Source organism: Microcoleus pseudofavosus SVA1_A4 (genome assembly GCF_036700565.1).
Classification (GTDB): domain Bacteria; phylum Cyanobacteriota; class Cyanobacteriia; order Cyanobacteriales; family Microcoleaceae; genus Microcoleus.
This window is the reverse complement of sequence record NZ_JAUBPE010000039.1, coordinates 1-23,691: the sequence shown is the minus strand read 5'-3', so window position 1 is coordinate 23,691 and position 23,691 is coordinate 1. Positions and strand designations below refer to the sequence as shown.

26 protein-coding genes are annotated in these 23,691 nt (G+C 44.7%); 14 read left to right on the top strand and 12 right to left on the bottom strand.

Going from position 1 to position 23,691, the window contains the following annotated elements; genetic code table 11:
• Positions 1 to 85 precede the first annotated feature (85 nt).
• Together thrC and purU are read left to right on the top strand one after the other, a co-directional pair.
• Complete coding sequence (gene thrC, locus QUA02_RS17890) at positions 86 to 1,210, top strand: threonine synthase (protein WP_333029560.1); 1,125 nt, start codon at positions 86 to 88, stop codon at positions 1,208 to 1,210.
• A gap of 239 nt (positions 1,211 to 1,449) precedes the next feature.
• Positions 1,450 to 2,304, top strand: a complete 855-nt coding sequence (purU, locus tag QUA02_RS17885) for a formyltetrahydrofolate deformylase (RefSeq protein WP_333029558.1) — start codon at positions 1,450 to 1,452, stop codon at positions 2,302 to 2,304.
• A 130-nt stretch (positions 2,305 to 2,434) separates the two neighbouring features.
• On the opposite strand, the gene QUA02_RS17880 is transcribed toward purU, so the two are convergent.
• Positions 2,435 to 3,049 (bottom strand): hypothetical protein, encoded by a 615-nt coding sequence (locus QUA02_RS17880; RefSeq protein WP_333029556.1) that lies wholly within the window; start codon positions 3,047 to 3,049, stop codon positions 2,435 to 2,437.
• Between the two features lie 255 nt (positions 3,050 to 3,304).
• On the opposite strand from QUA02_RS17880, the gene QUA02_RS17875 reads away from it, so the two are divergent.
• On the top strand, positions 3,305 to 4,330 hold the full coding sequence (locus QUA02_RS17875) for a YihY/virulence factor BrkB family protein (protein WP_333029555.1): 1,026 nt from the start codon (positions 3,305 to 3,307) through the stop codon (positions 4,328 to 4,330).
• Between the two features lie 51 nt (positions 4,331 to 4,381).
• Here the strand turns inward: QUA02_RS17875 and QUA02_RS17870 are convergent, their stop codons facing one another.
• On the bottom strand, positions 4,382 to 4,570 hold the full coding sequence (locus tag QUA02_RS17870; protein WP_333029553.1) for a hypothetical protein: 189 nt from the start codon (positions 4,568 to 4,570) through the stop codon (positions 4,382 to 4,384).
• On the opposite strand from QUA02_RS17870, the gene QUA02_RS17865 reads away from it, so the two are divergent.
• Positions 4,569 to 5,231: a hypothetical protein gene (locus QUA02_RS17865; protein WP_333029551.1), complete on the top strand. Its 663-nt coding sequence runs from the start codon at positions 4,569 to 4,571 to the stop codon at positions 5,229 to 5,231. The genes QUA02_RS17870 and QUA02_RS17865 overlap by 2 nt on opposite strands.
• A 165-nt stretch (positions 5,232 to 5,396) precedes the next feature.
• Here the strand turns inward: QUA02_RS17865 and QUA02_RS17860 are convergent, their stop codons facing one another.
• The 3 genes from QUA02_RS17860 to QUA02_RS17850 form a co-directional block, all read right to left on the bottom strand.
• Positions 5,397 to 6,089, bottom strand: a complete 693-nt coding sequence (locus tag QUA02_RS17860) for an MAE_28990/MAE_18760 family HEPN-like nuclease (protein WP_333029550.1) — start codon at positions 6,087 to 6,089, stop codon at positions 5,397 to 5,399.
• Between the two features lie 111 nt (positions 6,090 to 6,200).
• Positions 6,201 to 6,734: a DUF262 domain-containing protein gene (locus QUA02_RS17855; RefSeq protein WP_333029548.1), complete on the bottom strand. Its 534-nt coding sequence runs from the start codon at positions 6,732 to 6,734 to the stop codon at positions 6,201 to 6,203.
• Positions 6,735 to 6,961: 227 nt separating this feature from the next.
• Positions 6,962 to 7,195 carry a hypothetical protein gene (locus QUA02_RS17850; protein WP_333029547.1) on the bottom strand — a complete coding sequence of 78 codons (234 nt, stop codon included), beginning with the start codon at positions 7,193 to 7,195 and terminating at the stop codon, positions 6,962 to 6,964.
• 205 nt (positions 7,196 to 7,400) lie between these two features.
• Between QUA02_RS17850 and QUA02_RS17845 the strand changes: the two genes are divergently transcribed.
• The 4 genes from QUA02_RS17845 (at position 7,401) to QUA02_RS17830 (ending at position 8,721) form a co-directional block, all read left to right on the top strand.
• A complete protein-coding gene (locus QUA02_RS17845) occupies positions 7,401 to 7,577 on the top strand; it encodes a ribbon-helix-helix domain-containing protein (RefSeq protein ID WP_333029546.1) in 177 nt (58 codons plus the stop codon).
• Positions 7,578 to 7,630: 53 nt separating this feature from the next.
• Complete coding sequence (locus QUA02_RS17840) at positions 7,631 to 7,807, top strand: ribbon-helix-helix domain-containing protein (protein ID WP_333029545.1); 177 nt, start codon at positions 7,631 to 7,633, stop codon at positions 7,805 to 7,807.
• A gap of 157 nt (positions 7,808 to 7,964) precedes the next feature.
• Positions 7,965 to 8,255, top strand: coding sequence for a hypothetical protein (locus tag QUA02_RS17835; protein WP_333029544.1), 291 nt, complete (start codon positions 7,965 to 7,967; stop codon positions 8,253 to 8,255).
• Positions 8,256 to 8,262: 7 nt separating this feature from the next.
• Complete coding sequence (locus QUA02_RS17830) at positions 8,263 to 8,721, top strand: hypothetical protein (protein WP_333029543.1); 459 nt, start codon at positions 8,263 to 8,265, stop codon at positions 8,719 to 8,721.
• Positions 8,722 to 8,805: 84 nt separating this feature from the next.
• On the opposite strand, the gene clpB is transcribed toward QUA02_RS17830, so the two are convergent.
• The gene (clpB, locus tag QUA02_RS17825; protein ID WP_333029542.1) at positions 8,806 to 11,421 is read right to left on the bottom strand and encodes an ATP-dependent chaperone ClpB; all 2,616 of its coding nucleotides are present in this window, start codon (positions 11,419 to 11,421) and stop codon (positions 8,806 to 8,808) included.
• 85 nt (positions 11,422 to 11,506) lie between these two features.
• Between clpB and QUA02_RS17820 the strand changes: the two genes are divergently transcribed.
• Positions 11,507 to 11,806 (top strand): type II toxin-antitoxin system RelE family toxin, encoded by a 300-nt coding sequence (locus QUA02_RS17820; protein ID WP_333029541.1) that lies wholly within the window; start codon positions 11,507 to 11,509, stop codon positions 11,804 to 11,806.
• A gap of 79 nt (positions 11,807 to 11,885) precedes the next feature.
• On the top strand, positions 11,886 to 12,092 hold the full coding sequence (locus tag QUA02_RS17815) for a type II toxin-antitoxin system prevent-host-death family antitoxin (RefSeq protein ID WP_333029538.1): 207 nt from the start codon (positions 11,886 to 11,888) through the stop codon (positions 12,090 to 12,092).
• A 76-nt stretch (positions 12,093 to 12,168) separates the two neighbouring features.
• On the opposite strand, the gene QUA02_RS17810 is transcribed toward QUA02_RS17815, so the two are convergent.
• The 5 genes from QUA02_RS17810 to polA all read right to left on the bottom strand — a co-directional run bounded on the left by QUA02_RS17810 (position 12,169) and on the right by polA (position 19,469).
• A complete protein-coding gene (locus QUA02_RS17810) occupies positions 12,169 to 12,552 on the bottom strand; it encodes a hypothetical protein (protein WP_333029536.1) in 384 nt (127 codons plus the stop codon).
• Between the two features lie 206 nt (positions 12,553 to 12,758).
• On the bottom strand, positions 12,759 to 14,474 hold the full coding sequence (locus QUA02_RS17805; RefSeq protein ID WP_333029535.1) for a sensor histidine kinase: 1,716 nt from the start codon (positions 14,472 to 14,474) through the stop codon (positions 12,759 to 12,761).
• 259 nt (positions 14,475 to 14,733) lie between these two features.
• A complete protein-coding gene (locus tag QUA02_RS17800; protein WP_333029534.1) occupies positions 14,734 to 15,255 on the bottom strand; it encodes a hypothetical protein in 522 nt (173 codons plus the stop codon).
• A gap of 552 nt (positions 15,256 to 15,807) precedes the next feature.
• On the bottom strand, positions 15,808 to 16,380 hold the full coding sequence (locus tag QUA02_RS17795) for a thermonuclease family protein (RefSeq protein ID WP_333029533.1): 573 nt from the start codon (positions 16,378 to 16,380) through the stop codon (positions 15,808 to 15,810).
• Positions 16,381 to 16,391: 11 nt separating this feature from the next.
• Positions 16,392 to 19,469: a DNA polymerase I gene (gene polA, locus QUA02_RS17790; protein ID WP_333029531.1), complete on the bottom strand. Its 3,078-nt coding sequence runs from the start codon at positions 19,467 to 19,469 to the stop codon at positions 16,392 to 16,394.
• A 137-nt stretch (positions 19,470 to 19,606) separates the two neighbouring features.
• Between polA and QUA02_RS17785 the strand changes: the two genes are divergently transcribed.
• The 3 genes from QUA02_RS17785 (at position 19,607) to QUA02_RS17775 (ending at position 21,147) form a co-directional block, all read left to right on the top strand.
• The gene (locus QUA02_RS17785; protein ID WP_333029530.1) at positions 19,607 to 19,873 is read left to right on the top strand and encodes a hypothetical protein; all 267 of its coding nucleotides are present in this window, start codon (positions 19,607 to 19,609) and stop codon (positions 19,871 to 19,873) included.
• A 186-nt stretch (positions 19,874 to 20,059) separates the two neighbouring features.
• A complete protein-coding gene (locus QUA02_RS17780; RefSeq protein ID WP_333029529.1) occupies positions 20,060 to 20,326 on the top strand; it encodes a hypothetical protein in 267 nt (88 codons plus the stop codon).
• Between the two features lie 161 nt (positions 20,327 to 20,487).
• Complete coding sequence (locus QUA02_RS17775; protein WP_333029527.1) at positions 20,488 to 21,147, top strand: LuxR C-terminal-related transcriptional regulator; 660 nt, start codon at positions 20,488 to 20,490, stop codon at positions 21,145 to 21,147.
• A 148-nt stretch (positions 21,148 to 21,295) separates the two neighbouring features.
• On the opposite strand, the gene QUA02_RS17770 is transcribed toward QUA02_RS17775, so the two are convergent.
• Complete coding sequence (locus tag QUA02_RS17770; RefSeq protein WP_333029526.1) at positions 21,296 to 23,275, bottom strand: sensor histidine kinase; 1,980 nt, start codon at positions 23,273 to 23,275, stop codon at positions 21,296 to 21,298.
• A gap of 96 nt (positions 23,276 to 23,371) precedes the next feature.
• Between QUA02_RS17770 and QUA02_RS17765 the strand changes: the two genes are divergently transcribed.
• The coding region (locus tag QUA02_RS17765; protein WP_333029524.1) for a hypothetical protein at positions 23,372 to 23,691 on the top strand (320 nt) is incomplete at its 3' end.

Here is a 23,691-nt window from a genome sequence, read left to right as displayed (position 1 = left end):
GAACCGATCGTATTAAACATCAAATTAACCGATCGAGCTAAAATTAGTGTAAATTCCTCGGCCATTGCCTAAAACCATTGACATCGTGACCCTGATTCTACCTGCTACTGACTCTGCTGCTAACTCCGCTGCCCGCGCAGCCTCGCCGAAACGCTACGGCTGGCCGGGCTTGATCGAAGCTTATCGCCCCTACCTGCCGGTGACGGAAACCACGCCGGTAGTGACCCTCCAAGAGGGCAATACTCCCCTGATTCCAGCACCTGCGATCGCCTCTCTCATCGGTAGAGACGTGCGCGTCCTGGTCAAATACGACGGCCTCAACCCCACTGGTAGTTTCAAAGACCGGGGGATGACAATGGCGATTTCCAAGGCAAAGGAAGCTGGTGCGGAGGCTGTAATTTGCGCCAGTACCGGCAATACTTCGGCATCGGCGGCCGCCTACGCCCGACGCGGGGGAATGCGAGCTTTCGTGTTGATTCCCGAAGGTTACGTGGCTTTGGGCAAGCTGGCGCAAGCTTTGCTTTACGGTGCGGAAGTGATTTCGATTGGGGGAAATTTCGATCGGGCCCTAGAAATTGTCCGCGAAATGGCTGTTAACTACCCCGTGACCTTGGTAAATTCGGTGAATCCTTACCGCTTGGAAGGCCAGAAAACCGGCGCTTTTGAAGTCGTTGACGCTTTGGGCGACGCCCCCGACTGGCTGTGCATTCCCGTCGGAAATGCGGGAAACATCACAGCATACTGGATGGGTTTTTGTCAATACCATCAAGCCAAAAAATGTTCGCGCCTGCCGCGGATGATGGGATTTCAAGCCGCCGGGGCTGCGCCTTTGGTAACGGGCCAACCCGTGGCGAACCCAGAAACCCTGGCGACGGCGATTCGGATTGGGAACCCGGCTAGCTGGAAACAGGCGATCGCAGCTTCCGAAGCCAGCCGCGGCAGTTTTGCAGCAGTCACCGACGCCGAAATTCTCGACGCTTACCGTTTGCTAGCATCACAGGAAGGAATTTTCTGCGAACCGGCGAGTGCAGCTTCTGTGGCCGGTTTGCTGAAGGTAAAAGACCAAGTTCCGACTGGGGCGACGGTGGTTTGCGTGTTGACTGGTAACGGTTTGAAAGACCCTGATACGGCAATTAATCACAGCAACAATCAGTTTAAAAGCGGCATTGCTCCGAGTTTGGATGCAGTAGCTGGGGCGATGGGATTTTAGAAGAAGAAAGAAGGAAGATCGAAACAGGCAAGATGCCTGTTCCACTCTTAGTTAAAATCTCTTGTGGGGTGGGCATCTTGCCCGCCCGTAAGCCCATCGAAACAGGCAAGATGCCTGTTCCACTCTTAGTTAAAATCTCTTGTGAGGTGGGCATCTTGCCCGCCCCTAAACGTATCAATAAACCCCTGTGAGATAACTTGTTCTTGCTCGACTCAGCGAGACAATTTTGCTATTCTACCATGACTAAGCCTACTGCAACCCTGTTAATTGCCTGTCCCGATCGCAAAGGACTCGTCGCCTTACTTGCCAATTTTATCGCCTCCCACAACGGCAATATCATCCACGCGGATCACCATACAGATTTTACCGCCGGATTATTTCTGAGCCGACTAGAATGGCAATTAGATGATTTTGATTTAACCACCGAACAAATAACACCTGCTTTTAGTGAAATTGCCAAGGATTTACAAGCCAATTGGCAATTGCATTTTTCCCATAAAATTCGACGGATTGCAATTTGGGTCAGTCGTCAAGATCATTGTTTGTTAGACTTGATTTGGCGACAAAAATCGCAAGAAATTCGATGTGAAATCCCCCTGATTATCAGCAACCATCAAAATTTAAAGCCCATTGCCACACAATACGGTATCGACTTTGAGTATATTCCCATTACTAAAGACAATAAAGCTATTCAAGAAGCACAACAGTTAGAAATTCTTAAGAAATATAAGATCGATCTAGTAGTTTTGGCGAAATATATGCAAATCTTGAGTCAAGACTTTATCATAAAATTTCCCAATGTGATTAATATTCACCATTCATTTTTACCCGCGTTTGTGGGTGCAAATCCCTACGAAAGGGCTTATGAAAGAGGGGTAAAAATTATCGGTGCAACAGCCCACTACGTTACACCCGATTTAGATGCGGGGCCGATTATCGAACAAGATGTTGTGCGCGTGAGTCACCGCGATGAAGTGTCCGATTTGGTTCGCAAAGGTAAAGATTTAGAAAGAGTTGTATTAGCAAGAGCCGTGCGATATCATTTACAAAATCGTGTTTTAGTTTACGGCAATCGGACTGTGGTTTTTGCTTGAAAATTAGGCTTCATACCAAATCCGAGCGCTCGTTCATATTTATTTTGGAGTGCGAGCTTCTAGCTCGCGATCCATGCCGCGAGCGAGACGCTCGCACTATATAATTGCGATGCTACCGGATTTGATATTGCTAATTTTCAAAAGGCGGTAACTGAAGTAACTGGTTTTTAGAAGGCGGAAGTTGAGCCGGATTGTGGCGGATTTCGATCGCACTTTCGCCCGGATTTCCGGTGGTAACAGGTACTATCTCTAAAGAATATGCTGTCTCTTTTGTTACAGGAGCAGGATTTTTTGCCTTCGCGAGCAAGTCAACGGCATCTCCGAGGGCGCTAGTTAAATTTTTGCTGGTTTCTGCGTGGCGGGATTCTTCTTGTTTGAGGGCTTGAGTCAGTTGTTTAACTTGTTCGATCGCCCGATCGCGCTCTTGGAGAACTTCTGCTAACTTAGCTTGAAGTTCGCCAACTGTTTGCAGTTGTGCGACTTCCTGCTGGCGAGCAACTCCAGCATCGTCGCCTTCGGGCACAATGGGGGAAAAATTTTGTAATTGCTCGATTTGTGCTTCCAGAGAAGCGATGCTTTGCTGAGTTAATTTAGCATCATTCCGCCGCTGCTCCGCTTCGGTATTGTAGAGTTGGCGCCACTGAGCCGCACTTTCACCGGCCTCATCGCGATCGCGCGAAACTTCTGTTAACTGCTGTTGCAACCGCTTGATTTCATCTAACCACTGTCTGACATCCTGAGCCATAATATTGATTTTAGATTTTAGATTTTAGATTTTAGATTGGGAATTGAGAATTGGCAATTGCGACTTGATAATGGCTTAATTAATTAACGACTTGTTTCATATCAAATCCCGTGGCATCGGAATTATGTAGTGCGAGCGTCCCGCTCGCGATTTGGGTAGCGAGCGGGACGCTCGCACGCTATATCATCCAAATATATTATTCCGATGCAACCGTCCATGATATTACCTCATCTTTCGCCCCGTTTCCTATGCGCTATGAACATTTTTTACTGGCTGCGGTACCTGATTTTAGCTTTGTTTAAGGTGCTTTTGAGGCGACTTCGAGCGATCCAAAGCAAATTTGGTGGTTTTTGGCTGTTTTGTCGGTGTTTGACTTGGGGCACGCTCAAGGAAGTCGGCGCGAAGGCGGGAGAACAGCGGTTGCCGGGGCTGTCTGCGGAAATGGCCTACAATTCTATGCTGGCGCTGTTTCCGGGGCTGTTGGCCGTGTTGTCGGCGATCGCCCTATTTGAACCTTTGCAGTCAACACTGTATCAAATCGCCCGTCTTTTGGGCGAAGTCATACCCGATAACGTTCGGAATTTGATTGGCGGCTTAATCAAAGAAATTTTGTTAACTCGCAGTAAAGGGCTGTTTTCGGTGAGCTTTTTTGCGTCGGTTTGGGTATTTTCTGGAGTAATGAGCGCGGCGATGGCTGCACTCGATCGCATCCATGAAATCCCCAGCGCTCGAACTCGACCATTTTGGAAAGCAAAACTTATTTCTCTGGCCCTGAGTATCGGCACAATTATACTATTGATTCTGGCATCGGGAGTAATATTTGTCAGCGACTTAATTGTGCAAGCTATTGCCCGCCAGAGTTGCCTGCTGGAGTCCGTCGCCACTTGCGATTTAAAAGATGTCCAAAACTGCTTGCTCCCCGCCGGCAATTGCCCTTTGGAGTCGGAACTATTAGGTGTTTGGCGGCTGTGGCGCTGGCCGATTTCTTTGGGAATTGTATCACTGGCTTTTGCCTTTGTTTACCGCTACGGGCCGAGCCGCCGTCAACCAGATATTCCTATTTTGTCGGGAGCTGTTTTTGCTGCTATTTTGTGGGCGCTGTTTTCAGCTTTATTTCGGTTTTATGTTTGGCATTGGGGCAATTTTAGTTGGACTTACGGCACGATCGGAACTTTTATTGTGTTGCTGCTGTGGCTCGATCTTTCTTCTTTGGTGATGCTGATCGGCGCTCAGTTGAATGTGACCGTTGGAAAGGCAATGAAACAATCAAAATTAAAATAATTTGTTAATTGTTAATTGTTATTTATTATTTGTTATTTGCCGGATGCTGGCTTACCGACGGAGTAAAGTGCTGAGGATACCCGCAACAAAAGACAACAAAATCAGTATCCAGATAACAGCACCGGGAATGAATGTCAAGATGCCAACGCCTCTGAGAATCCAAACTAGCAAGGTGAGGCCTAGGATAGTCCAAAAGATGCGGGTAGATAGTCGCATTTGAAATCTAGGAGAATTAGTCATGTTGAATGTTAAAGTTTTGTCTGGATCAATGATAGCTGCTTTGCTGGCGATCGGCAGTTACCTCACCTTAATTTCCACTCCCGGTTCCGCTGTTGCGCTTGGGGGTGCAAATGTCCTGGGGGAAGCGGTAAAGGCTGCTCAAAAAACACCTGCTGCAAGTTTAACAATTTCCGATCGCACAATTGGAGCGGCGAAGGTGGGGATGACTTTCGGACAATTAAAAAAGGCTCTGGGTTCCACGGCGCAGTTTAAGGTAGAGTCTCCTTTTATGGTAGACTTTGATTCTGTGGCAGTTAGTCGATCGGGAAAAGTGCAATATCGGATTATTTATGCTGCGGGGACAAAGCTAAAAGATACGGATGTCATTGAACTTTTAATGACTGAAAATTCTAATTATAAAACAGTTCAGGGCGTCGGGCCGGGAATGACTCTGAAACAAGCTGAGGCCATTTACGGTAAGGCTACTTTATCTTATAACGTGGATAATGAATCGAGAGAAGGGGTTGTATTTGCCAAGCAACCCACTAGAAACATTATGTTTGTTCCCAAGGCTGATGGGAAGCAGTTTGCGGGGGTTTACGGGGCCGGTCAAGGGGGATTTTATCAGACTAATAAATATCAGCCGAATGCTGTAATTAAGTCTGTGATGGTGCGGAAGTAAGTTATCAGTCCTGGACGCAAAAACCCGGTTTTTTAACGTAATTGCGTCATTTGAGGTTGATGGCGATCGCGAGAAACCGGGTTTTTTGCTATTTCTGCCGGCTGTAGGAAGTATTCTCGCAAAAACCCGGTTTCTGGACACCTGCGCGGACGAAGAAAACAAAAATTAAGGATTACCTGTGGGTAACTCCAAATACTCTTCATTGTCAAGATAATCTCTGATATTTTCCAGTATTTGCGTCAAATACTCTACGACTTCTTCCTTCATTTCTAATAGTTGCTTAATTGTCTTATCTCGCCCAACTTCCTCAAAAGACTTAATGCCGTGCGCTAAGTCATTTCTATTACTTTTAATCACTACAAGATTTTGCCCGTTTTTTGTCTTAGCAAAGTCTGTTTGATATGAAAAACCGTATTTGTCTGCTATTTCTTTAATTAACCTAGCATCCACATTCCCCGAAAACAGTTCTTCACGTTCAAATGTAGCTGTGATGATATCAGTAGAGAGTTGGTTAATTGTTAAATAAATTTTCTTAGGAGAACGATTTTTAAGATTTTGGAGGACGATAAGTTTAATTTTGGGTTTGAGTTGGTCAAAGGAAATTGATTTATTTTTAAATTCCTCAAATATGGCTTCAATCGCATTTCGCATAGTGGATTCAACTAAGTTATACAGCAACAAAAAACCATTAGCTTTGAGAGTTTTTGCTAACTCTGGATCGAGGCTTTGAATTTGGTATTTGCCAGCAGGATCGAATAAAGCTAACTTCGTTGTCTGTTTTTCCAAGCTCTCCAAAAAAATGAAGTAATCGTTCACCTCTTTGGCGCGTGTATTAAAGTCTAAAAATACAGTATTCATGAGTGTGACATGGCAGTTAATTGCGGAAATATTCAATACGCGCAACTACTTTATTTCTAAAACGGGTTGCCTCAGATTGTGTGCAGTATGTAAAATGGATTTACATTGCAATTAAAATGATTGTATCCGCTCAAATAAATCTCTTCGGACTTCCTCATTCGCAGCTTCAGTTAATTGGATAGTCCGAACTGTCTTTCGGTTGAAGTTCCTCTGGCGAGGCATGAGTAAATCACTAAACTTAAATCCATTTAACTGCTCTATTTTTTTGAGTCCAATTAAGGTTAATTCGTTGTTAACAAATCTAGTTAGGGTAAGAATGCGTTGTGCACCGTATACGATCTCTAAACGTGGTTCATCATTTTCATCATGGCCGATATCAACAACGAATATAGAAGGTATTGGCAGCCCCCAAATTACCGATTCGATAAACTTTGATTGCCTTGCTTCATCCCAAACAAGTTCGCGTTGGTAGTCGGGAATAAACAACTTATTAGTATCATCGTTAATTCCTTCCATATATTTTTGAACAAGTATTTCGAGGGGATAGTCTCTCGTATCGTAATTAATTTGCTTCTGCTTGTCGCGAATTTCCATTTCAGCAGCATTTCTGTCTTGAAGCGTAATTTGTTCTAGTTGCGATCGCATATTTTTAAGTAACGAGAAAGTGTTGTGGATACGATAATTTTACCACAGCCCAAGGTTGATAAAGTCCTGTTCGGAGAATTTTAGTCTTGAGGCCACCCCAGTATAAATTCTGATTTGGCTGAGAGGGTACGGACGATCGCACTTATCAAAAAAAATGCGTGAAGCGAAGCTATCCCGTAGGGAATCGCCAATGTTTAGTTAACTGAAACCGCCGCGAAAATTACCATTTATAACGCGCTGGTGACAGAATTGGAAGGGCGGCCCAACGCGGATAAACAGTGACTGTCCCCGCTTATATCGAACACAACCTCAAACTTAACGTGAGGTATAGTTTGTCGCAAAAACTGAAAATGCCCGTCTGCATCTGAACGATTGCGGAAGCGGGCAACAATTATCCATTGCTCAGAGGGTAACAAACGGGCGATCGCCCAACAACACAAGCGGTCTTTGTATGTCAACATAGAACTCGTCTCCATTGATATTTTTGGAGCCAGAGCCAGCCCGGAACCTTGGACAGTGAGGGGCTGGCTTCTGACGTTTTAAGGCCTGAGCCTTATATACACTAATAGCATAATTTGATGTTAAAAACATCAAATGACACAAAAATATATCTAATGACGTGAGAGTGTAAAATTGAAGACAATTGAAGTAAAACCATGCCAGCCCATGCCTTCACGAATGCGAGTCACAGTTACGCTGCCAGAAGACGTTCATCAAGCCTTGTCCGAATGGGCAGAAGAAGAAGATAGAACCCTTGCAAACCTGCTATCCCATGTGGCAGCTAAAGCAGTCAGAGAGCGCCAAGAGCAGAAAAAGGAAGAATCAGAAAGCGATCGCCCTTAAGCGATGGCCACGGCGTAAGATGGAGTGTGTTGAAATGTTTTGCAGTACAACGAATGGCTTCACGGGGACGAGTTACCGCATACTTGCCAGAAGAGATTCAAAAAGCTCTCGAAGAATGGGCAGAAGAAGAAAGCAGATCCGTTAGCAGTTTGGCAACGTACCTGCTGACGAAATCTGTTCGAGAACGTCAAGAACACAAAAAAGATAAATCAGAAAGCGATCGCCCTTAAGCGATGGCCACAGTCTATATCTTTAACAACCGAGGAGACAATACTGCCAGAAGACTACACAGAAGCAGAACTTTTCAGCAATCCTGAAGGCATTGCCCGATCGCGAGCGATCGCCTTACAGCAAGCTCTATCACCACCCGCGCAATCTAGAGTAACAATGGGTGCTGGGGTTGTTGAAAACGCCCAAGAAAACCGCAGAGTAGTGATAGGAACCAGCGAACCCAATGGTTACTTGCGCCCTGGAGTAAAGTCTGCACTCTTACTCGGAGAAACCGTTATTCCCGGTTTTGGCCATGCGGAAGCTGACATAGTTGCTTGGGCCGTTAAAAATGATTGTAAAGTAATTGCAGTAGCAGCAGGGCGTCCTATGTGTGAAAACTGCGTCCAAACGATAGAAGGCGCTGGCGGCTTAGTCGCAAGTCCCCAAAAATCTAATCCAAGGAGTTAATTACACAATGACAGAAAATCGCTTAGAATTTATTGATGCTGAACAATCGGAAATGCTGAAACAAGCAACTATTTCCGAACAGCGAAGTGCAGCTAAAGCCGCTTGTAAATTCGCAATTGAACGCACTAGATTAAGTCACCCAATTCTTGACGAAGGATTAGAAGCGCTAGAAAAAAGTCAATGCGGTGATGTTTCACTTCAAAACAAACTTAAATCCTTGGTCGATCGACTCGATGAGATTCAGTGGGACTTGCAAGAAAAAATGGGAGAAGGCCATATAGAATTATCAGATTATTTAGCTGCATTTCACACAGCGCGCGCAGTTAATTCACTCTATTTTGCCCTTTATGCAGATCCTTTTGTAGCAGCATCTGAAGCTATTTATGAAGCTCATGCAGCTACAGATGAGTTAGTTACTTTGAAACAAAAGATTTTAGAAGTTTTTCAAGCACCTACCGTGATTTAGAGAAAAAAAGGCCGCGCGATCGCAGCTATCCCGTAGGGAATCGCCCCTCAAAAAAAAGGTGGGCCGCAGCCCACCCTACTCAAATTATTTCGCAGTCACCAACCCAGCCGGCAGCCGCTTAAACGCCAACCTTTCATTCTCGATATCCACAAAAATCGTATCGCCGTCAGCAAAATCTCCCCGCAAAATACCCTTCGCCATTTGCGTTTCCAACTCCCGCTGAATTCCCCGCTTCAAAGGCCGCGCACCGTAAACAGGATCGTAACCAATTTCTGCTAAGAAGTCGATCGCCGATTCCGACAATTTTAGAGACATTTTGCGATCGGCTAACCGTTTTTCCAAGCGCTTGACTTGCAACTGCACAATCTGCCGCAATTCCGGCTTACTCAAACCGTGGAAAATAATCGTTTCATCAATCCGGTTCAAGAATTCCGGGCGGAAAGTTCCCCGCATCGCCTCCATCACCAGACTCCGCATTTTTTCGTTATCTCCCGCCACATCTAAAATGTATTGAGAGCCGACATTCGATGTCATGATAATCACAGAATTCTTAAAGTCTACTGTGTGACCTTGAGCATCGGTAACGCGGCCGTCATCCAGAATTTGCAGCATGATATTGAAGACATCCGGGTGCGCTTTCTCGATTTCATCGAATAGAATTACCGAATACGGACGGCGGCGCACAGCCTCAGTTAATTGTCCGCCTTCGTCGTAGCCGACGTATCCCGGAGGCGCACCAATTAAGCGCGAAACTGCGTGTTTCTCCATGTACTCCGACATATCAATTCGCACGATCGCCTCTTCGGTGTCGAAGAGATAAGATGCTAATGCTTTCGCCAACTCGGTTTTGCCTACACCCGTGGGGCCGAGGAAGATAAAACTCGCAACGGGACGATTTGGATCGGCTAAACCTGCGCGCGATCGCTGAATTGCATCTGCAACCGCCGTCACCGCTTCATCCTGCCCAATTACCCGCTTGTGCAGTTCATCTTCCAAGTGCAGAAGTTTCTGCATTTCCGATTCAACTAACTTGCTGATCGGAATTCCCGTCCACTTAGAAATAATCTCGGCAATATCAGATTCGGTGACTTCTTCCCGCAGCAGAGTTTTACCTGTAATTTGACTTGCTGTCAGTTTAGCTTCCGCTTCTTCCAGTTGTTTTTGCAACTCGGTTAATTTACTATATTTCAACTCAGCAGCGCGGTTAAGGTCGTATTTTAACTCAGCTTGTTGAATTTCAATATTCACCTTGTCAATCTGTTCTTTAATCTTTTGAATGCTGCCGATGACACCTTTTTCCGATTGCCATTGCGCGTTCAAACCGCTTTGCTGTTCCTTGAGATTTGCTAAGTCTTTTTCCAGTCTTTCTAAACGGTCGATCGATGCAGCATTGCTTTCTTTTTGCAGCGACAGTCTTTCCATTTCTAGCTGCAAAACCTTGCGATCTATTTCGTCTAGTTCTTCCGGCTTGGAAGTAATCTCCATTTTGAGTTTAGCCGCCGCTTCGTCCATTAAATCAATGGCTTTGTCAGGGAGGAAGCGATCGCTAATATATCGAGTAGACAAAGTAGCCGCCGCCACTAACGCGTTGTCGGAAATTTTAACACCGTGATGCACTTCGTAGCGTTCCTTCAAACCGCGCAGAATTGAGATAGTATCTTCAACTGTTGGCTGGTCAACATAAACTTGCTGAAAACGGCGTTCTAGTGCTGCATCTTTTTCAAGGTACTTGCGGTATTCGTCGAGAGTTGTAGCGCCGATACAGCGCAATTCTCCCCTCGCTAACATCGGTTTTAGCAAGTTGCCGGCATCCATCGAGCCTTGAGTTGCACCCGCACCGACAACGGTGTGAATTTCATCGATAAATAAGATGACTTTGCCGTTGCTGTCCATCACTTCTTTGAGTACCGCTTTCAAGCGTTCTTCAAATTCTCCCCGGAATTTTGCACCGGCAATTAATGCGCCCATATCTAAGCTGATTAATTGTCGGTCTTTGAGAGATTGCGGCACATCTCCGGTGATAATTCGCTGGGCGAGTCCTTCGGCGATCGCAGTTTTTCCTACTCCCGGTTCCCCAATCAATACCGGGTTATTTTTGGTGCGGCGGCTCAATATTTGAATCGTGCGGCGGATTTCGTCATCTCGTCCGATTACCGGATCGAGTTTGCCTTGACGCGCTGCTTCTGTCAAATCTCGGCCGTATTTTTCCAGCGCTTCGTATTTGCCTTCTGGATTTTGATCGGTCACTTTGTTGTTCCCCCGGACTTGGGTAATTATATCTTTGAGCTTGGCTTCATCTAGTTTAAATTCTTGCAGTAGATTTTTGCCGAAACGATCGTCCTTAACGTACCCTAGTATCAGGTGTTCGATCGAAATAAATTCATCACCGTAGTCTTTTCGATAAGTTTCGGCGCGATCGAGCAAAGTGTCGAGAGAACGACCTAGATAAACGTTGCCGCCGGTTCCAGAGATTTTCGGCTGGCGGCTGATAAACTCATCAGTGCGATCGCGCAATTTTGCTACAGACACTCCTGCTTTGTTAAATAAGCTGCTAGCCAGTCCCGATTCTTGTTCCAGCAAAGCTTTCATCAAATGTTCGCTTTCTAGCTGCTGCTGCTGGGCTCCTTTGACAACTTCTGGAGTGCGCGCTAGAGCTTCCCAGGCTTTTTCGGTAAATTGGTTCGGATTATTCGGTTGCATAAATTTTAATTCCATGAATTGAAAAAGAGCGATACTGTAGAGGCAAAAGCTCGATCGCCCGTATAATTGTCATTGTAGGGAGTGAATGTCGGGCGATCGGATCGGTGTTCCCCTCTCTGTAGATAGGTATTTCCGTCCTTTGTCGCAGTCCCTCGCAGGGAAAAGCTCCACTGTCGCGCCTGAAAGCGGCACTTTGATGAATTACCAAGTTGAGTTTAAGCCGAAAGCGCTCAAAGATTTACAATCTTTGCCAGCGGAGGTACAAAGCCGAGTTTTGACTAAAATTGAGTTGATGCAAAATAATTTGGCGGGAGATGTGAAACGCTTAACAAACTATACGCCAGAGTATCGGTTGCGGGTAGGAGATTACCGAGTTTTATTTTAACTTGAGGAAGATGTTTTAGTAATCTACCGCGTCAAACATCGAAAAGATGCTTACTCTTAAACGACTGGAGGAAATATCAATGATTCCATTACATCCCGAGTTTATTACCAAAAACGGCAAAAAAGAATTTGCAGTGATACCTTACGAAGAATTTGAAGCACTGCAAGAATTAATTGCTAATATAGAAGATTTAATGGATTTAAGGGCGGCCAAAGAAGAAGAGGCAAATCAGCCTTCTGTGCCCTTAGCAGAGGTGAAACGAATGTTAGGATTACTCAATAATTAATCCGTGTATTAATGTCAAAATTCGTGTTTTTTACTTCTTCCTTCCTTCTTTCTTATTCCTTCTGAAAAAATGCCTCCTAAACCTGTGTTTCCTGCAACTGTGGGGCAACTTGAATCTGTGGCATCGGTTCGAGGGGAGTATTTACAGGTGCGAACCTGCAATAGCACACAACAATTGTCTCAAACTCGCTGCTAGGTAAATCTTCCGAGTAAGTCTGAACTCTGACGACTTCCCAGTCTCCTACTCGGCTGTGCGTGCTCGCAGCGGGAAATTTTGGATCGGCAAACTTTTCTATCCGGTGAAATTCTCGAAATCTGTACCCCGGTTGAGGAATTGGTCGGTTAGAAGAGTCGAAGTGTTCGGCAAGAATGTCAGTGAGCATTCCTGTATGCGCTAGCAGTCTGTTTTCTGCACCTTCTTCTTCAGTCAACTCAGCTCTAAAAACGATATACTTGCCCATTTGTCCACTTTGTATTATGGTTTTCTAGAAAAGCCTGTCTTGGGCAGGCATCATGCCTACTCTACAAGAATTATTGCAGATATCTAATAACTAATGACTAATTTTGTAAGGTGCGTCGCTGTAAGATTGTCTATTTTTTTAGGAACTTTTGATGGCGACGCACCCTACGACTAATGACTAATGACTAATGACTGGCGATTCATCCTTCATGCCTGCATAACCACCCGTTCCGGGAGACTGACAATAAAAGTTGAACCTTTACCGTCCTCGCTTTCGACGCTAATTTCGCCGCCGAGAATTTGACACAAACGCTGGCTGATTGTCAGTCCCAAACCCGTGCCTCCGTACTTGCGGGTAGTCGAGGCATCAGCTTGGGTAAAAGGTTTGAATATCTGCTCTAATTGCTCGTCCGTCATGCCGATGCCGGTGTCGCTGACTCGAAACATTAAAACTTGAGAAGTGTAGTTTGAACCTGAGTAAAAATCATTATTTTTATTTTGTTTCGCCGATCTTGATTTTTCAATTATAATTCTTTCGACGCCGATAGTAATGACGCCTTTTTCGGTAAATTTCGCAGCATTGCTGAGCAAATTGAGGAGAATTTGCCGCACTTTTGGTTGGTCGGCATACATTGTGCCGAGTTCGCCTTTGGTTTTCAGCGCTAAAGCATTGCCTTTTTTTTCTACTAGCGGTTGAGCCGTAGTCATCACTTCTTCAATCATGGTCGCCACGTCGAAGTTTTCTAAATAAAGCGTGACGTGACCGGCTTCTATTTTGGAAATGTCGAGGATGTCGCTGATCATGTCGAGCAGGTGTTTGCCTGCGGTTTGAATTTTTTCTAAGTCGGGGAGAAAATCTTCGGAACCGGAATCTTGAGCATCTTCTTGCAGCATTTCGCTGTAGTTGATGATGGCATTGAGGGGTGTACGGAGTTCGTGGCTCATGTTGGCGAGAAATGCACTTTTCGAGCGGTTGGCAGCTTCGGCTGCTACTTTTGCTTCGTGCAAGTCTTCTGTATATTCTGCTACCCGCTGAATGAGTTCGTTGAGGGAAGTTGCTAGCATTCCCACTTCGTCGGAAGTGGTAACGGGTACTTGCAAATCAAAGTTCGATTCTTCTGTCACTCGCTGAGCGATGAGGGTGGTGGCTTCTAAGGGGCGGGCGATCGCCCCGCTGGTGTATGCTGCTAGAATTGCTGCGATCGCGGCTGATATCAAGAGAGAGCAAACGAGAATCAGAGTTCCGAGTTTTTCTGCTTTCTCGTAGGTTCTAAATGCCTCGTCTGCTTTCTCGCGAAAGCTGGTGGCCAGTTGGGCTGAATCCAGGGAAAACTGCTCGAGTTTCAAAGCGGTTTCGCTAGTGACAAAATTGTTTAAGTTCCGCTGAAAACCTAGTCGCTGTTTCGGGTTCAAACCAGATAATTTTGTACTCCCCAACAGATTCTGTACTTGTTGGAAGTAAGCTTCTACTGTTTTGCCGTTGACTTGACTGAATTCTTGAAGCAGTTGGTAATCTTGGGCAACTGCGGAATTTGAAGTCAGCGACTGGGTTTGAAGTTGTTCGAGTTGTCCGCTCATCTGGGCGACGCGGGTCAGGAATTCCGAGCGTTCGCGATCGAAAATTTGCGGTTTTGCCGTCAGACTCGCCAGCTCTTGCTGGTGAATTCTGACTTCCTGCACCGTATTATTTAGGTTGGTCAGGATTTCCGCTTTCTCTCGGTCGATCGCTAGTTTTTCTCTAACTTGCTGTTTGTGATAGGATTCTACTCCCCGTCCTGCCACAGCACCCAAAATGGCAATACCAATGACCAAGGCGTATCCGCAGCTAATTTTCTGCCTGATACCCAAGCGACTGAACAGATTTCTCAACTTTGTTTGAGGAGAGTTCTGGGGTTGATTTTTCGAGGCTAAGGTTGAAGACATGGGAAATATACTCGTCACCCTGAGAGGCAATATCTATATTCTAATTGATGCCTGCGTGAGGGTAAATAGAGTTTTTCATCCTCAACTCAATTTCGGCACTTTCGGGTCTGTGCAGGGTTCCACTGATTTCTCTGCTTGACAGTTTGGCGAAGTTGTGAATAACTAATTAAAATTTACGAGTTATAAGTTGCAAGTTATGAGTTAGATTTGTTATTCACAACTTAACTCAACTCACAACTCACAACTTGTAAGTTCTCCTCTACTGGCAAACTCGAAATTGTGCTATCTCAGCAGGAATTTTTGAAGCATTAGGTACATTTGCAGAGGCAGGAACGAAGATTCCCATCCCGAAATTGCAACCCTCTGCCTTCGTGCATTCGCCCGGTTTGGCAGTAATTTGATATTCGCCTTGGGATGGGGGAGTAAAAGAGATTGACGCTAGTTCCCCTGTCTTTTGACTCGCAGCGATTTCCTGGCCGCTTGCATCCTTGAGAGATAAGTTTAAATCCTGGCAATTTCCGTCGCAAGTGGCAACAAAAACATACTCCACATCAGGATGCAGCGTGGCTCTAAAAGGAGATGAAACTTGCTTGCGAACTTGACCCAGCAACGGCACAAATACTAATTTTTGACCGTTGCTTTTCCGCTGGTCAACTTCTGTTTTCAAGCGACAAACAACCGTTTTTTGGTCGTCGGTCAGTTCTTGAGCAATAGCATTTCCTACGATTGCAGTACCGAGGATCAGGGCAATGCCGGAAATAACCAGATGTTTGAAATTCATTGATGTCCCTTAAAGTTAATTTTGGGTGATTGCAATAGACCGCTTTTGTCAGCAGTCTATTGGTTTATCTGGAGCCTATCACATTTGTTGACTTTTCAAAAAAAAAGCTCCGATCAAAGTGCGATCGAACTCATCTCTGGTTTTAGATGAATCTGGCGTCAGCTATCGCCGAAAATCCACAGATTGCGGACGGTAGGAGCAGAACCTCGTCCTGATTGTATTGTACTAAATTAGGGCGATCGGCATCGCGCTCTAGAAACCCGGTTTCTGGGCGGATGCGGAGCCGCTAAACCTAAGATTTATAGTATAGACGGGGTTTAACAAGACCTGAGTGAGTCCAAGACTGTAAATGTCTGATACAGGTTCCCAAATTCCCGACCAACAACATAATACCAATTTAAAAAAGTCTTGCTACAATCATCAATCTTATACCAATTCTTAAAAGTCGTAGCTCCCCGTAAGGACACGGCATTGCCGTGTCCCTACTCAAAATCCACCCGTTAAATCCGTTAAATCCGTTCTACAATCCCTTGCCTAACTTCCTGATTCCCCTCATTTATCGCTGTTCCGAAAATTCCACGCAGGAACAAACTTAGAATCACCCCAAACGCCGCGGCGATTTTTCTTAGCTTCGGCCTCCGCTTGTTCCAGAAGACTTGCACTCGGACAGTTTTTCAAGTAAGGACGGTAAACCATTGCTAATCCTTCGCGGATCAAAACTTCTTGGGCAAATGTACCGTTTGGCAAGCGAACTTCGCTAACTTTGCGGCCGTAGCGGTCAGTATCAGTGACGGTCAAAACAATGCGACCGCCCCCTTCTTTGACTAGCTGCTGCATTCTTTGGTGCGCTAGATTTCCCCACTTAAATTGATTTTTTTGGGCTGATGCTTTGCTATTTTTCTCAGCATTGGTGTGCGCGACTTCCGGTGCATCTACACAGGCAAAACGCACTTTGATATCTTTCCCGGCGCTATCGCTGGCAACAAGGGTGTCGCCGTCGCTGACTCGCTTTACAGGATAGTTGTTGGGCGCTAACTTTGGTTGACACCCGAAGGTTAACAACAGCATAGCAACTGCGCTCAAGCTTTTTATTTTTGGGAAAATCGCGATTTTAGTTTGGCTCATATTTCTGTGTTTTATTTAGTTTCCATCCAATTTTGCCCAGCGTGGATATCAACTATCAGCGGTACGCTAAGCGGCAGAGCATTTTCCATCGCCGTTCTAATTTTCGGCTGCAATTCTTCCCATTCATCGGGAGGGACTTCAAAGATTAATTCATCGTGAACTTGCAGCAGCAGCCGCGCCTGATAGTTTTGCAAAATTTTGTGTACCTCAATCATGGCAAGTTTAATGATATCAGCACTGGAGCCTTGAATGGGAGCGTTGGCTGCCGCCCGCAAAGATTGGGCATCATCTCTGCTGAGAGATTTAAGTCGATCGGAGTGAATGTCTTGGGGATTGCGGCCTTTTAAGTCGCGGATGCTTTCGCTCTCGAAGTTCAAGTAGCGGCGGCGGCCGAGTATTGTGGTAACGTATCCGAGGGCGATCGCATCTTTTTTTACTTTCTCCAAAAATTCAAAAACCTTACTGTAACGCTCGTTAAATCGGCGAATAAATTCCTTGCCATCTGCTGCGCTTTTACCCATCGATTTGCCAAACTTAATCGCCCCCATACCGTAAACTACCCCAAAATTAATCGTTTTTCCAAACCTGCGCTCGTCGGGAGTTATTTCTTCCTTTTCAAACAACAGTTGAGCCGTCACGGTATGCACATCTCGGTTATTTTGATAAGCTTCAAGTAACACAGGTTCTTGACTCAAGTGAGCCAAAATTCGCAGTTCAATTTGAGAATAGTCAGCCGACACCATCAGCCAACCTGCTTCCGGCAAAAAAGCCTTGCGAATTTGCCGCGAAAACTCGGTGCGGATGGGAATATTTTGTAAATTTGGATTGGAAGAAGAAAGCCTTCCCGTACCCGTTGCAGTTTGGTTGAAATCTGTATGCACTCGCCCGGTATCAGCACGAACTAACTGCGGCAAAGCATCGACATAAGTTGATTTCAACTTAGATAATGTTCGGTGTTCTAATAAATCGTCTACAATCGGGTGGTCTCCTTGCAATTTATCCAAAACAGCCGCGTCTGTAGAGTATCCCGTCTTTGTTTTGCGAGACTTTTTCTGAAACTGTTCGGGGATTTTTTCTAACAAGATTTCGCTGAGTTGTTTGGGCGAACCTAAGTTAAACTTCCTCCCCGCTGCTTCATAGGTATTTTTTTCGAGTTTTGCTAATTTTATTTCTAGCTCTTGCGAGAGGGTATTGAGATAAGCTGAATCAATGCGAATTCCGCAGTATTCCATTTCAGCTAAAACTGGCTCTAAAGGCTGTTCTACTTTTAGCAGTAAATCGTTCAATGGTTTTTCGGGCGAGTTAGCTTGATCGGCTTCATCTAACTCTGATTTAAGTTTTGCTACTAACCCAAATGTGGTGTGAACATCCATGCCGCAGTAGTCGGCTACTTTGACAATACTGATGTCAGCAATTGTTTTGTTTTTTGGTACTAATTCCTTGTAACTTTCTGCGACAATGCCTAAGTATTTCCTTGACAATTCGCTGAGACTGTGGCTAGTTTCTGGGTTGAGTACGTAACTGGCTAGCATGGTGTCAAATACGACGCCGGCTAGTTTGATGCCTTGACAACGCAGGATCGATCGATCAAATTTAGCATTTTGCAGTGCCTTCGGATAATTTTCGCCTTCCAAAATCGGACGCAAAGCATTTAAAACCGTGGCTTTGTCCAAATTTGTGCCGGTTTTGTGTCCCGTGGGAATGTAAGCAACATCCTCTTCTCCGGTTCCCCAACAGCAGCCAATTCCGACTAATTCGGCGTCTCGCGGTTCTAAGGCGGTGGTTTCGGTATCCCACGCCACGGGTGAGGCTTTGTCTGTGAAGGTTTGCAGCAGTTGGACTAATTCGTTTAACTGTTCGATTGTTTGAATTATTCGCGGTTTAATTGGTAGTTGGTTTTCCTGCTGGGCGGCTTTGGTTTCTGCCGCACTAAAAAACCACAATTCGTCTGCTTCTGAAATTTCAGAACTTGCAGCGGAAAAATTACTTGAATTATCAGCGTTAGGCAATTCAGAGACTGTAACTTCTCCCTTTTTCCAAACATCCGTTAAATCCGTTACAGAATCCGCTGCCGAACCTTCCCTCCGAACATCCGTTAAATCCGTTACAGAATCCGCTGCCGAACTTTCTTTTTCCGCACCACCGAACCGCTTTTGAATTTGTTTGACTTTGGTTAAAAATGTTTTAAATTCCAATTTTTCCAGCATTGCAATCAAGGCTGCTTCGTCAAAACCTTTGAGCTGGCAATCTTCTAAATTGATTTCTAAGGGAACTTCTTGAATAATTGTCGCCATGCGCTGAGAATGATAAGCAGCTTCCTTGCCTTCTTCTAGCTTTTTCTTAGTTGCGCCTTTAATCTCGTCGATGGCTGCATAGATTCCGTCGAGGGTATTGTAAGCTTCCAGCAATTGCAGGGCGGTTTTGTCGCCGATGCCTTTGACTCCGGGAATGTTGTCGGATTTGTCGCCGCAGAGGGCTTTGTAATCTATTACTTGTGGGGGCAAAATGCCGAGTTTGGCTTTGACTTCTTCGGGGCCGTATTCTTGGGATTTGCCTTTGCCCGATCGCCTAAGTTCATCCGTGCTCAAATATAACACGCTGATGTGTTTCTCGGTTTCTACTAATTGAAACAAATCTCGATCGCCCGTTAGGATTTTAACCGCATAACCCGCAGCACTGGCTTTGTTTGCCAAGGTTCCCAAAACGTCATCGGCTTCGTAACCGGGAGCGGTGACTGCTGGTAAATTTAGATAGGTGAGGAGTTCTTGCAGGTTTTTGAGATCGGGGATAAAATCTTCGGGAGTTTCGGCACGACCGGCTTTGTAGGTTTCGTCGGCTTCGTGGCGAAAAGTGGGCGTGGCGAGGTCAAAGGCGATCGCCATGTACTGGGGGTCGTGGGCCGCCATTACTTCCAGCAGCGACTTGAGAAAGCCAAAACAGACGCTGGTGGGAATGCCCGTCGTAGTTCGCAAACCCCCATCTCGACTTTTGGCGAAGGCGAAGTAGGAGCGAAAGGCCAGGGAGTGACCGTCAACTAGGATGAAGGTGGGTGCTTGATTTTCCGACACAGACACAGATCCCGATCGCACGAAAGTATTTTCTCATTGTAGCTACAGCAGAAGACGGACTTGCGTAAACACGCAATATTATTTGCGCTTACTCCCCTATCAACCGGAAGACTTGAATGACAGAATAAAACTATCAACTTTACAAACAGGTCTGAATCATGAACAAGGTAATGGTTACGCTCATCTCTCTAGCTACCCTTGGGCTAGGCATTGCTGTTCCCCTCCAAGCCAATGCTCAGACTATGAAGCAAACAACAAAAGTTGCGCTTGAATCCCAACGTCACCATGAATACCGCGTCCAGTATCACCGCCCCAATCAAAAAAAATGGATAAATGCTGGCACTTTCAGAGCTCGTGTAGCTGCTAACAAAGAGGTTCAAAAACTAGAGCATAAAGGTTATAAAGCCAGAATTGTAACTCTGTAGGCTTACAGAATAGAGGGAGAAAATATTCCATTGAGAATTTGCCGCTTTGTCCAGAATTGAGGTCGAGTTTTCTTCTTCTGAGACGGACTTGGGTAAACACGCAATATTATTTGCGCTTACTCCCCTATCAACCGGAAGACTTGAATGACAGAATAAAACTATCAACTTTACAAACAGGTCTGAATCATGAACAAGGTAATGGTTACGCTCATTTCTCTAGCTACCCTTGGGCTAGGCATTGCTGTTCCCCTCCAAGCCAATGCTCAGCCTATGAAGCAAACAACAAAAGTTGCGCTTGAATCCCAACGTCGCCATGAATACCGCGTCCAGTATCACCGCCCCAATCAAAAAAAATGGATAAATGCTGGCACTTTCCGAGATCGTGTAGCTGCTAACAAAGAGGTTCAAAAACTAGAGCATAAAGGTTATAAAGCCCAAATTGTAACTCTGTAGGCTTACACAATAGAGGAGGGAGAGAAAAGGCGAGTGTTACTCGCCTTTTTTCTCCCTCACGATTATCATTATCAGTAACAGCTCACGTTAGATAGCCAGTCTAAATAGTCGTGAAAACGAGTGTGCTGAAGAAATGATAAAATAGTTATGGCGGTCAAACAATGAGTTCTCAAACACAACGCTTTCTGGTCATTGAGGATCACCCTGAAGTCGGTCAAAATAATTGTGAATTTTTGAGGATGGTAGAGCCTCAGTGTTCCTGCATTATTCAGGAAACCCCTGAAGAGGGGATTGAGCAACTCAAGCAAGAGAACATAGATTTAGTAGTAGTTGACTTACAATTTGGGACTTTGACAGGCGAGGAGTCAGCCAAGCCAGGTTTAGCGCTACTAAACCACATTTTTGAGCATCACCCTCTGTTAAATGTTCTCGTCTATACCAGCGAACCAAGCTATTTAAGGCAAGTTCTGAAGCAAATATTTGAACATCAAGGGGGATTTGCTGTCGTTAATAAAATGGAAAGACGGAATGCTTTTCTAGAAGGAGGTCGTAGTGCTTTAGCTGGACAGTGTAAGATTCCTCGTAATTTAATGAACGAAATGCCATTGACTGATAAGGATAGAACGGTACTGGACTTGTTATGCAACCAAGCCCTTACAGATCAGGCAATTGCAGATCGGATGCATATATCCCTCAAAACAGCTCAGAACTACGTTCAGAGTCTCAAAGCAAAACTGAATGTCGATCAGCTTGACGGTCAACTTACTAATACCCGAATCGCAGTTTGCATGGAGGCAATTAAACGTAGGTTGATCGGGTAGTCATAGGTTTTTTTTCTATCATCTTATATCGTTTCCGGTTGCATCGGAATTATATATTTGGATGATATCAGTGCGAGCGTCCCGCTCGCGGAGTGGATCGCGAGCGGGACGCTCGCACTACATAATTCCGATGCTACCGGATTTGATATTATGGGGTGTCCATCGTCCATTCAAGTGTTACCCGCATCCCACCTTCTTCTAATGGAACCCTTTGCCAAGCCCCATTGGGGAGCTCAGCGGCAATAGTTTTCATCAGTTTAGTGCCATATCCACCACTACGACGTTTCTTGTGAGGAATATCTAATAAGATAGGGGTTAGGCTAGTTCCATTATTCTCGATCGCTAATCGGCACTGATGATCTTTTTGAGTAAGCGAGACTGAAACTTGCGTTGCCGATCCGTTTGGAGGTTGGGCATGGCGAATCACATTAGCGATCGCTTCTCGAAAAAAGCGAAAGATATCCTCTCTCGAATCAATCCAAGCACTATCAGATTTGGGTTCTCGCAAGGGTTGTAGATGCTCTTTGACACTCAAGGTTAATTCTCTTGAGTTAATCAGTTTTTGGAGCCATTGGTGTATCCCCCGATCCAGTCCAGATTGCAATTCTGGTGTAATCTCTAGCTTTTCTGCAATTGTGCGCGTGCTGCTGAGCTGATTGCGAAGCGCAAGCCCAACTGCTTCTAATCGATCTAAGATTGAGTTCATCAGGGGAGATGGATGACTGAGGGCTAGAAGTTCAATACTATCCATAGCCAATTTTAGTTCTTGAAGTGGGCCATCATGAATGTCTGTTGCGACTCGATGGAGGAGTTTCCGCGATTGCAAAAGAACAGCCTGTCGCTCAGCTAATTTCTGCTGTTGTTGGATAGACTGCCTTAGAATTGAATAAATGGCTACACCTGAACCTGTTCCAACCCAACCTAAGATTGGGATGGATAATGGAAGAATTAACCCTTGATAGAACAAGATAAAACTTAAAGCTACATAGCTTCCTACCAAGATCGGAAGCAGCCAGCCAACCAGCAGATGAACAGGTATAAGTTTATGCTTTTTGCTTTGGCTAAGTATATACAGGCTGATGAAGTCAATACCCAAAGTTGTGATGATGTCGTCATACCAATTCGGGATTCTTGTCAGAAATGAATGGGTCATCAAACTAGCTATTTGATTAGCTTCTACTTCTGCAACAGACATCTCCCCAAAAGGAGATAGTTCTCGATAGGTTTCAAATCCTTTCCCTTCGGGAAGATCGATTAATACAAGTTTATCATGGAGCTTCTGAAGAGATTGGGGGTCAAAGGAAGGATTACAGTGTTCTATCTCTAGCTGAGAGGAAGGACATTGAAAATGAAGATAAATACTAGGAAATGTATCAGCAGAACCCCAGAAGTTCATTTGAAAAGATAAAAGAGTTTGTAAATTGGTAATATTTTGAAAACCTTTGAGATTTCCTGAGTTCATATAGAATTTTTCTAAGGCCATCGTTGCCACAGATTTAACCTTATGATTTATATTAATATCTGGATCGTCTTCATAGCTAAAATTGGAAAATAGCTCGGCTTTTCGAGCTGGGCTGTCTAAGCTTTGTGGATGTGCTGCATATCTGAAGTAACTGACTATCTGCTCTGGGGGAATAGAGGGATTTATACTTTCATTATCGAAAGGAAGTAAATTATTATAGTTATTTAAAACTGAATTTTCTGATAGCAAGTTGCTTGGACGAGCAACCAAAACAATCTGGTTTGAATGTTTCCTAATCAACTCTTGAAAGGGATGTTCTAACTGAGTATCTGTATCGAGTTCAATGTACTGGCTCATTTGAGTAGGCAAATTTATGACTACAAGCTTTGCACCACTGTTGATTAAGGTTTTCACTAAATTTGCATAGAAAATATTCAATTTATATAAGTTATGAAAGTTATATCCTAAAATGGCAGGCTGCTCGATCTTAAGCAGGAGAATTTCATTTGGCAGAAGCCCTGGTTTATGCAGTCGTATTAGATGATCCTGAATGTCGAGCTCCATTTTATTGAGCATAGGTAAGTTGCTAGATACTGCACAGTAAAACAAGCTCCAAGCAGTTACTAAGGCAATACCTATTGCTGGCCGATATCCGATAGTGTTCATTCGATATTTCTATTATTTATTTGTTCGGTGCAGTCAATATAAAATTGTTGGCTTGGGTAGAATTCGGTTTAAAGTAACACACAAATCTTGTGAACAATGTCTAAACCGCCAATGATCCAATTTTGTACTAATCGTTCCATTATAGATAGCACCATTCAAAGAAACCCGTATATTTATCTGACATTATTGCCCTCAATTTCTAGTTTCAGTTTAACCGAGCCTCCTTGTCCAATACCCTCAGTAATTCGTCCAGCACCAATCCAGACTTGGGTTGCTGTGGCTGGGATATCTAACAGACTCAATAAAAGTAAAGTTTGGCATACAATACGAGATGCAAAAGGGGAGCATGTCACTTTTGCGATAAGTATTTATACTTGTGCAGTTTTTCGAGGTCTACCAATTAAGCCATTTAAGTA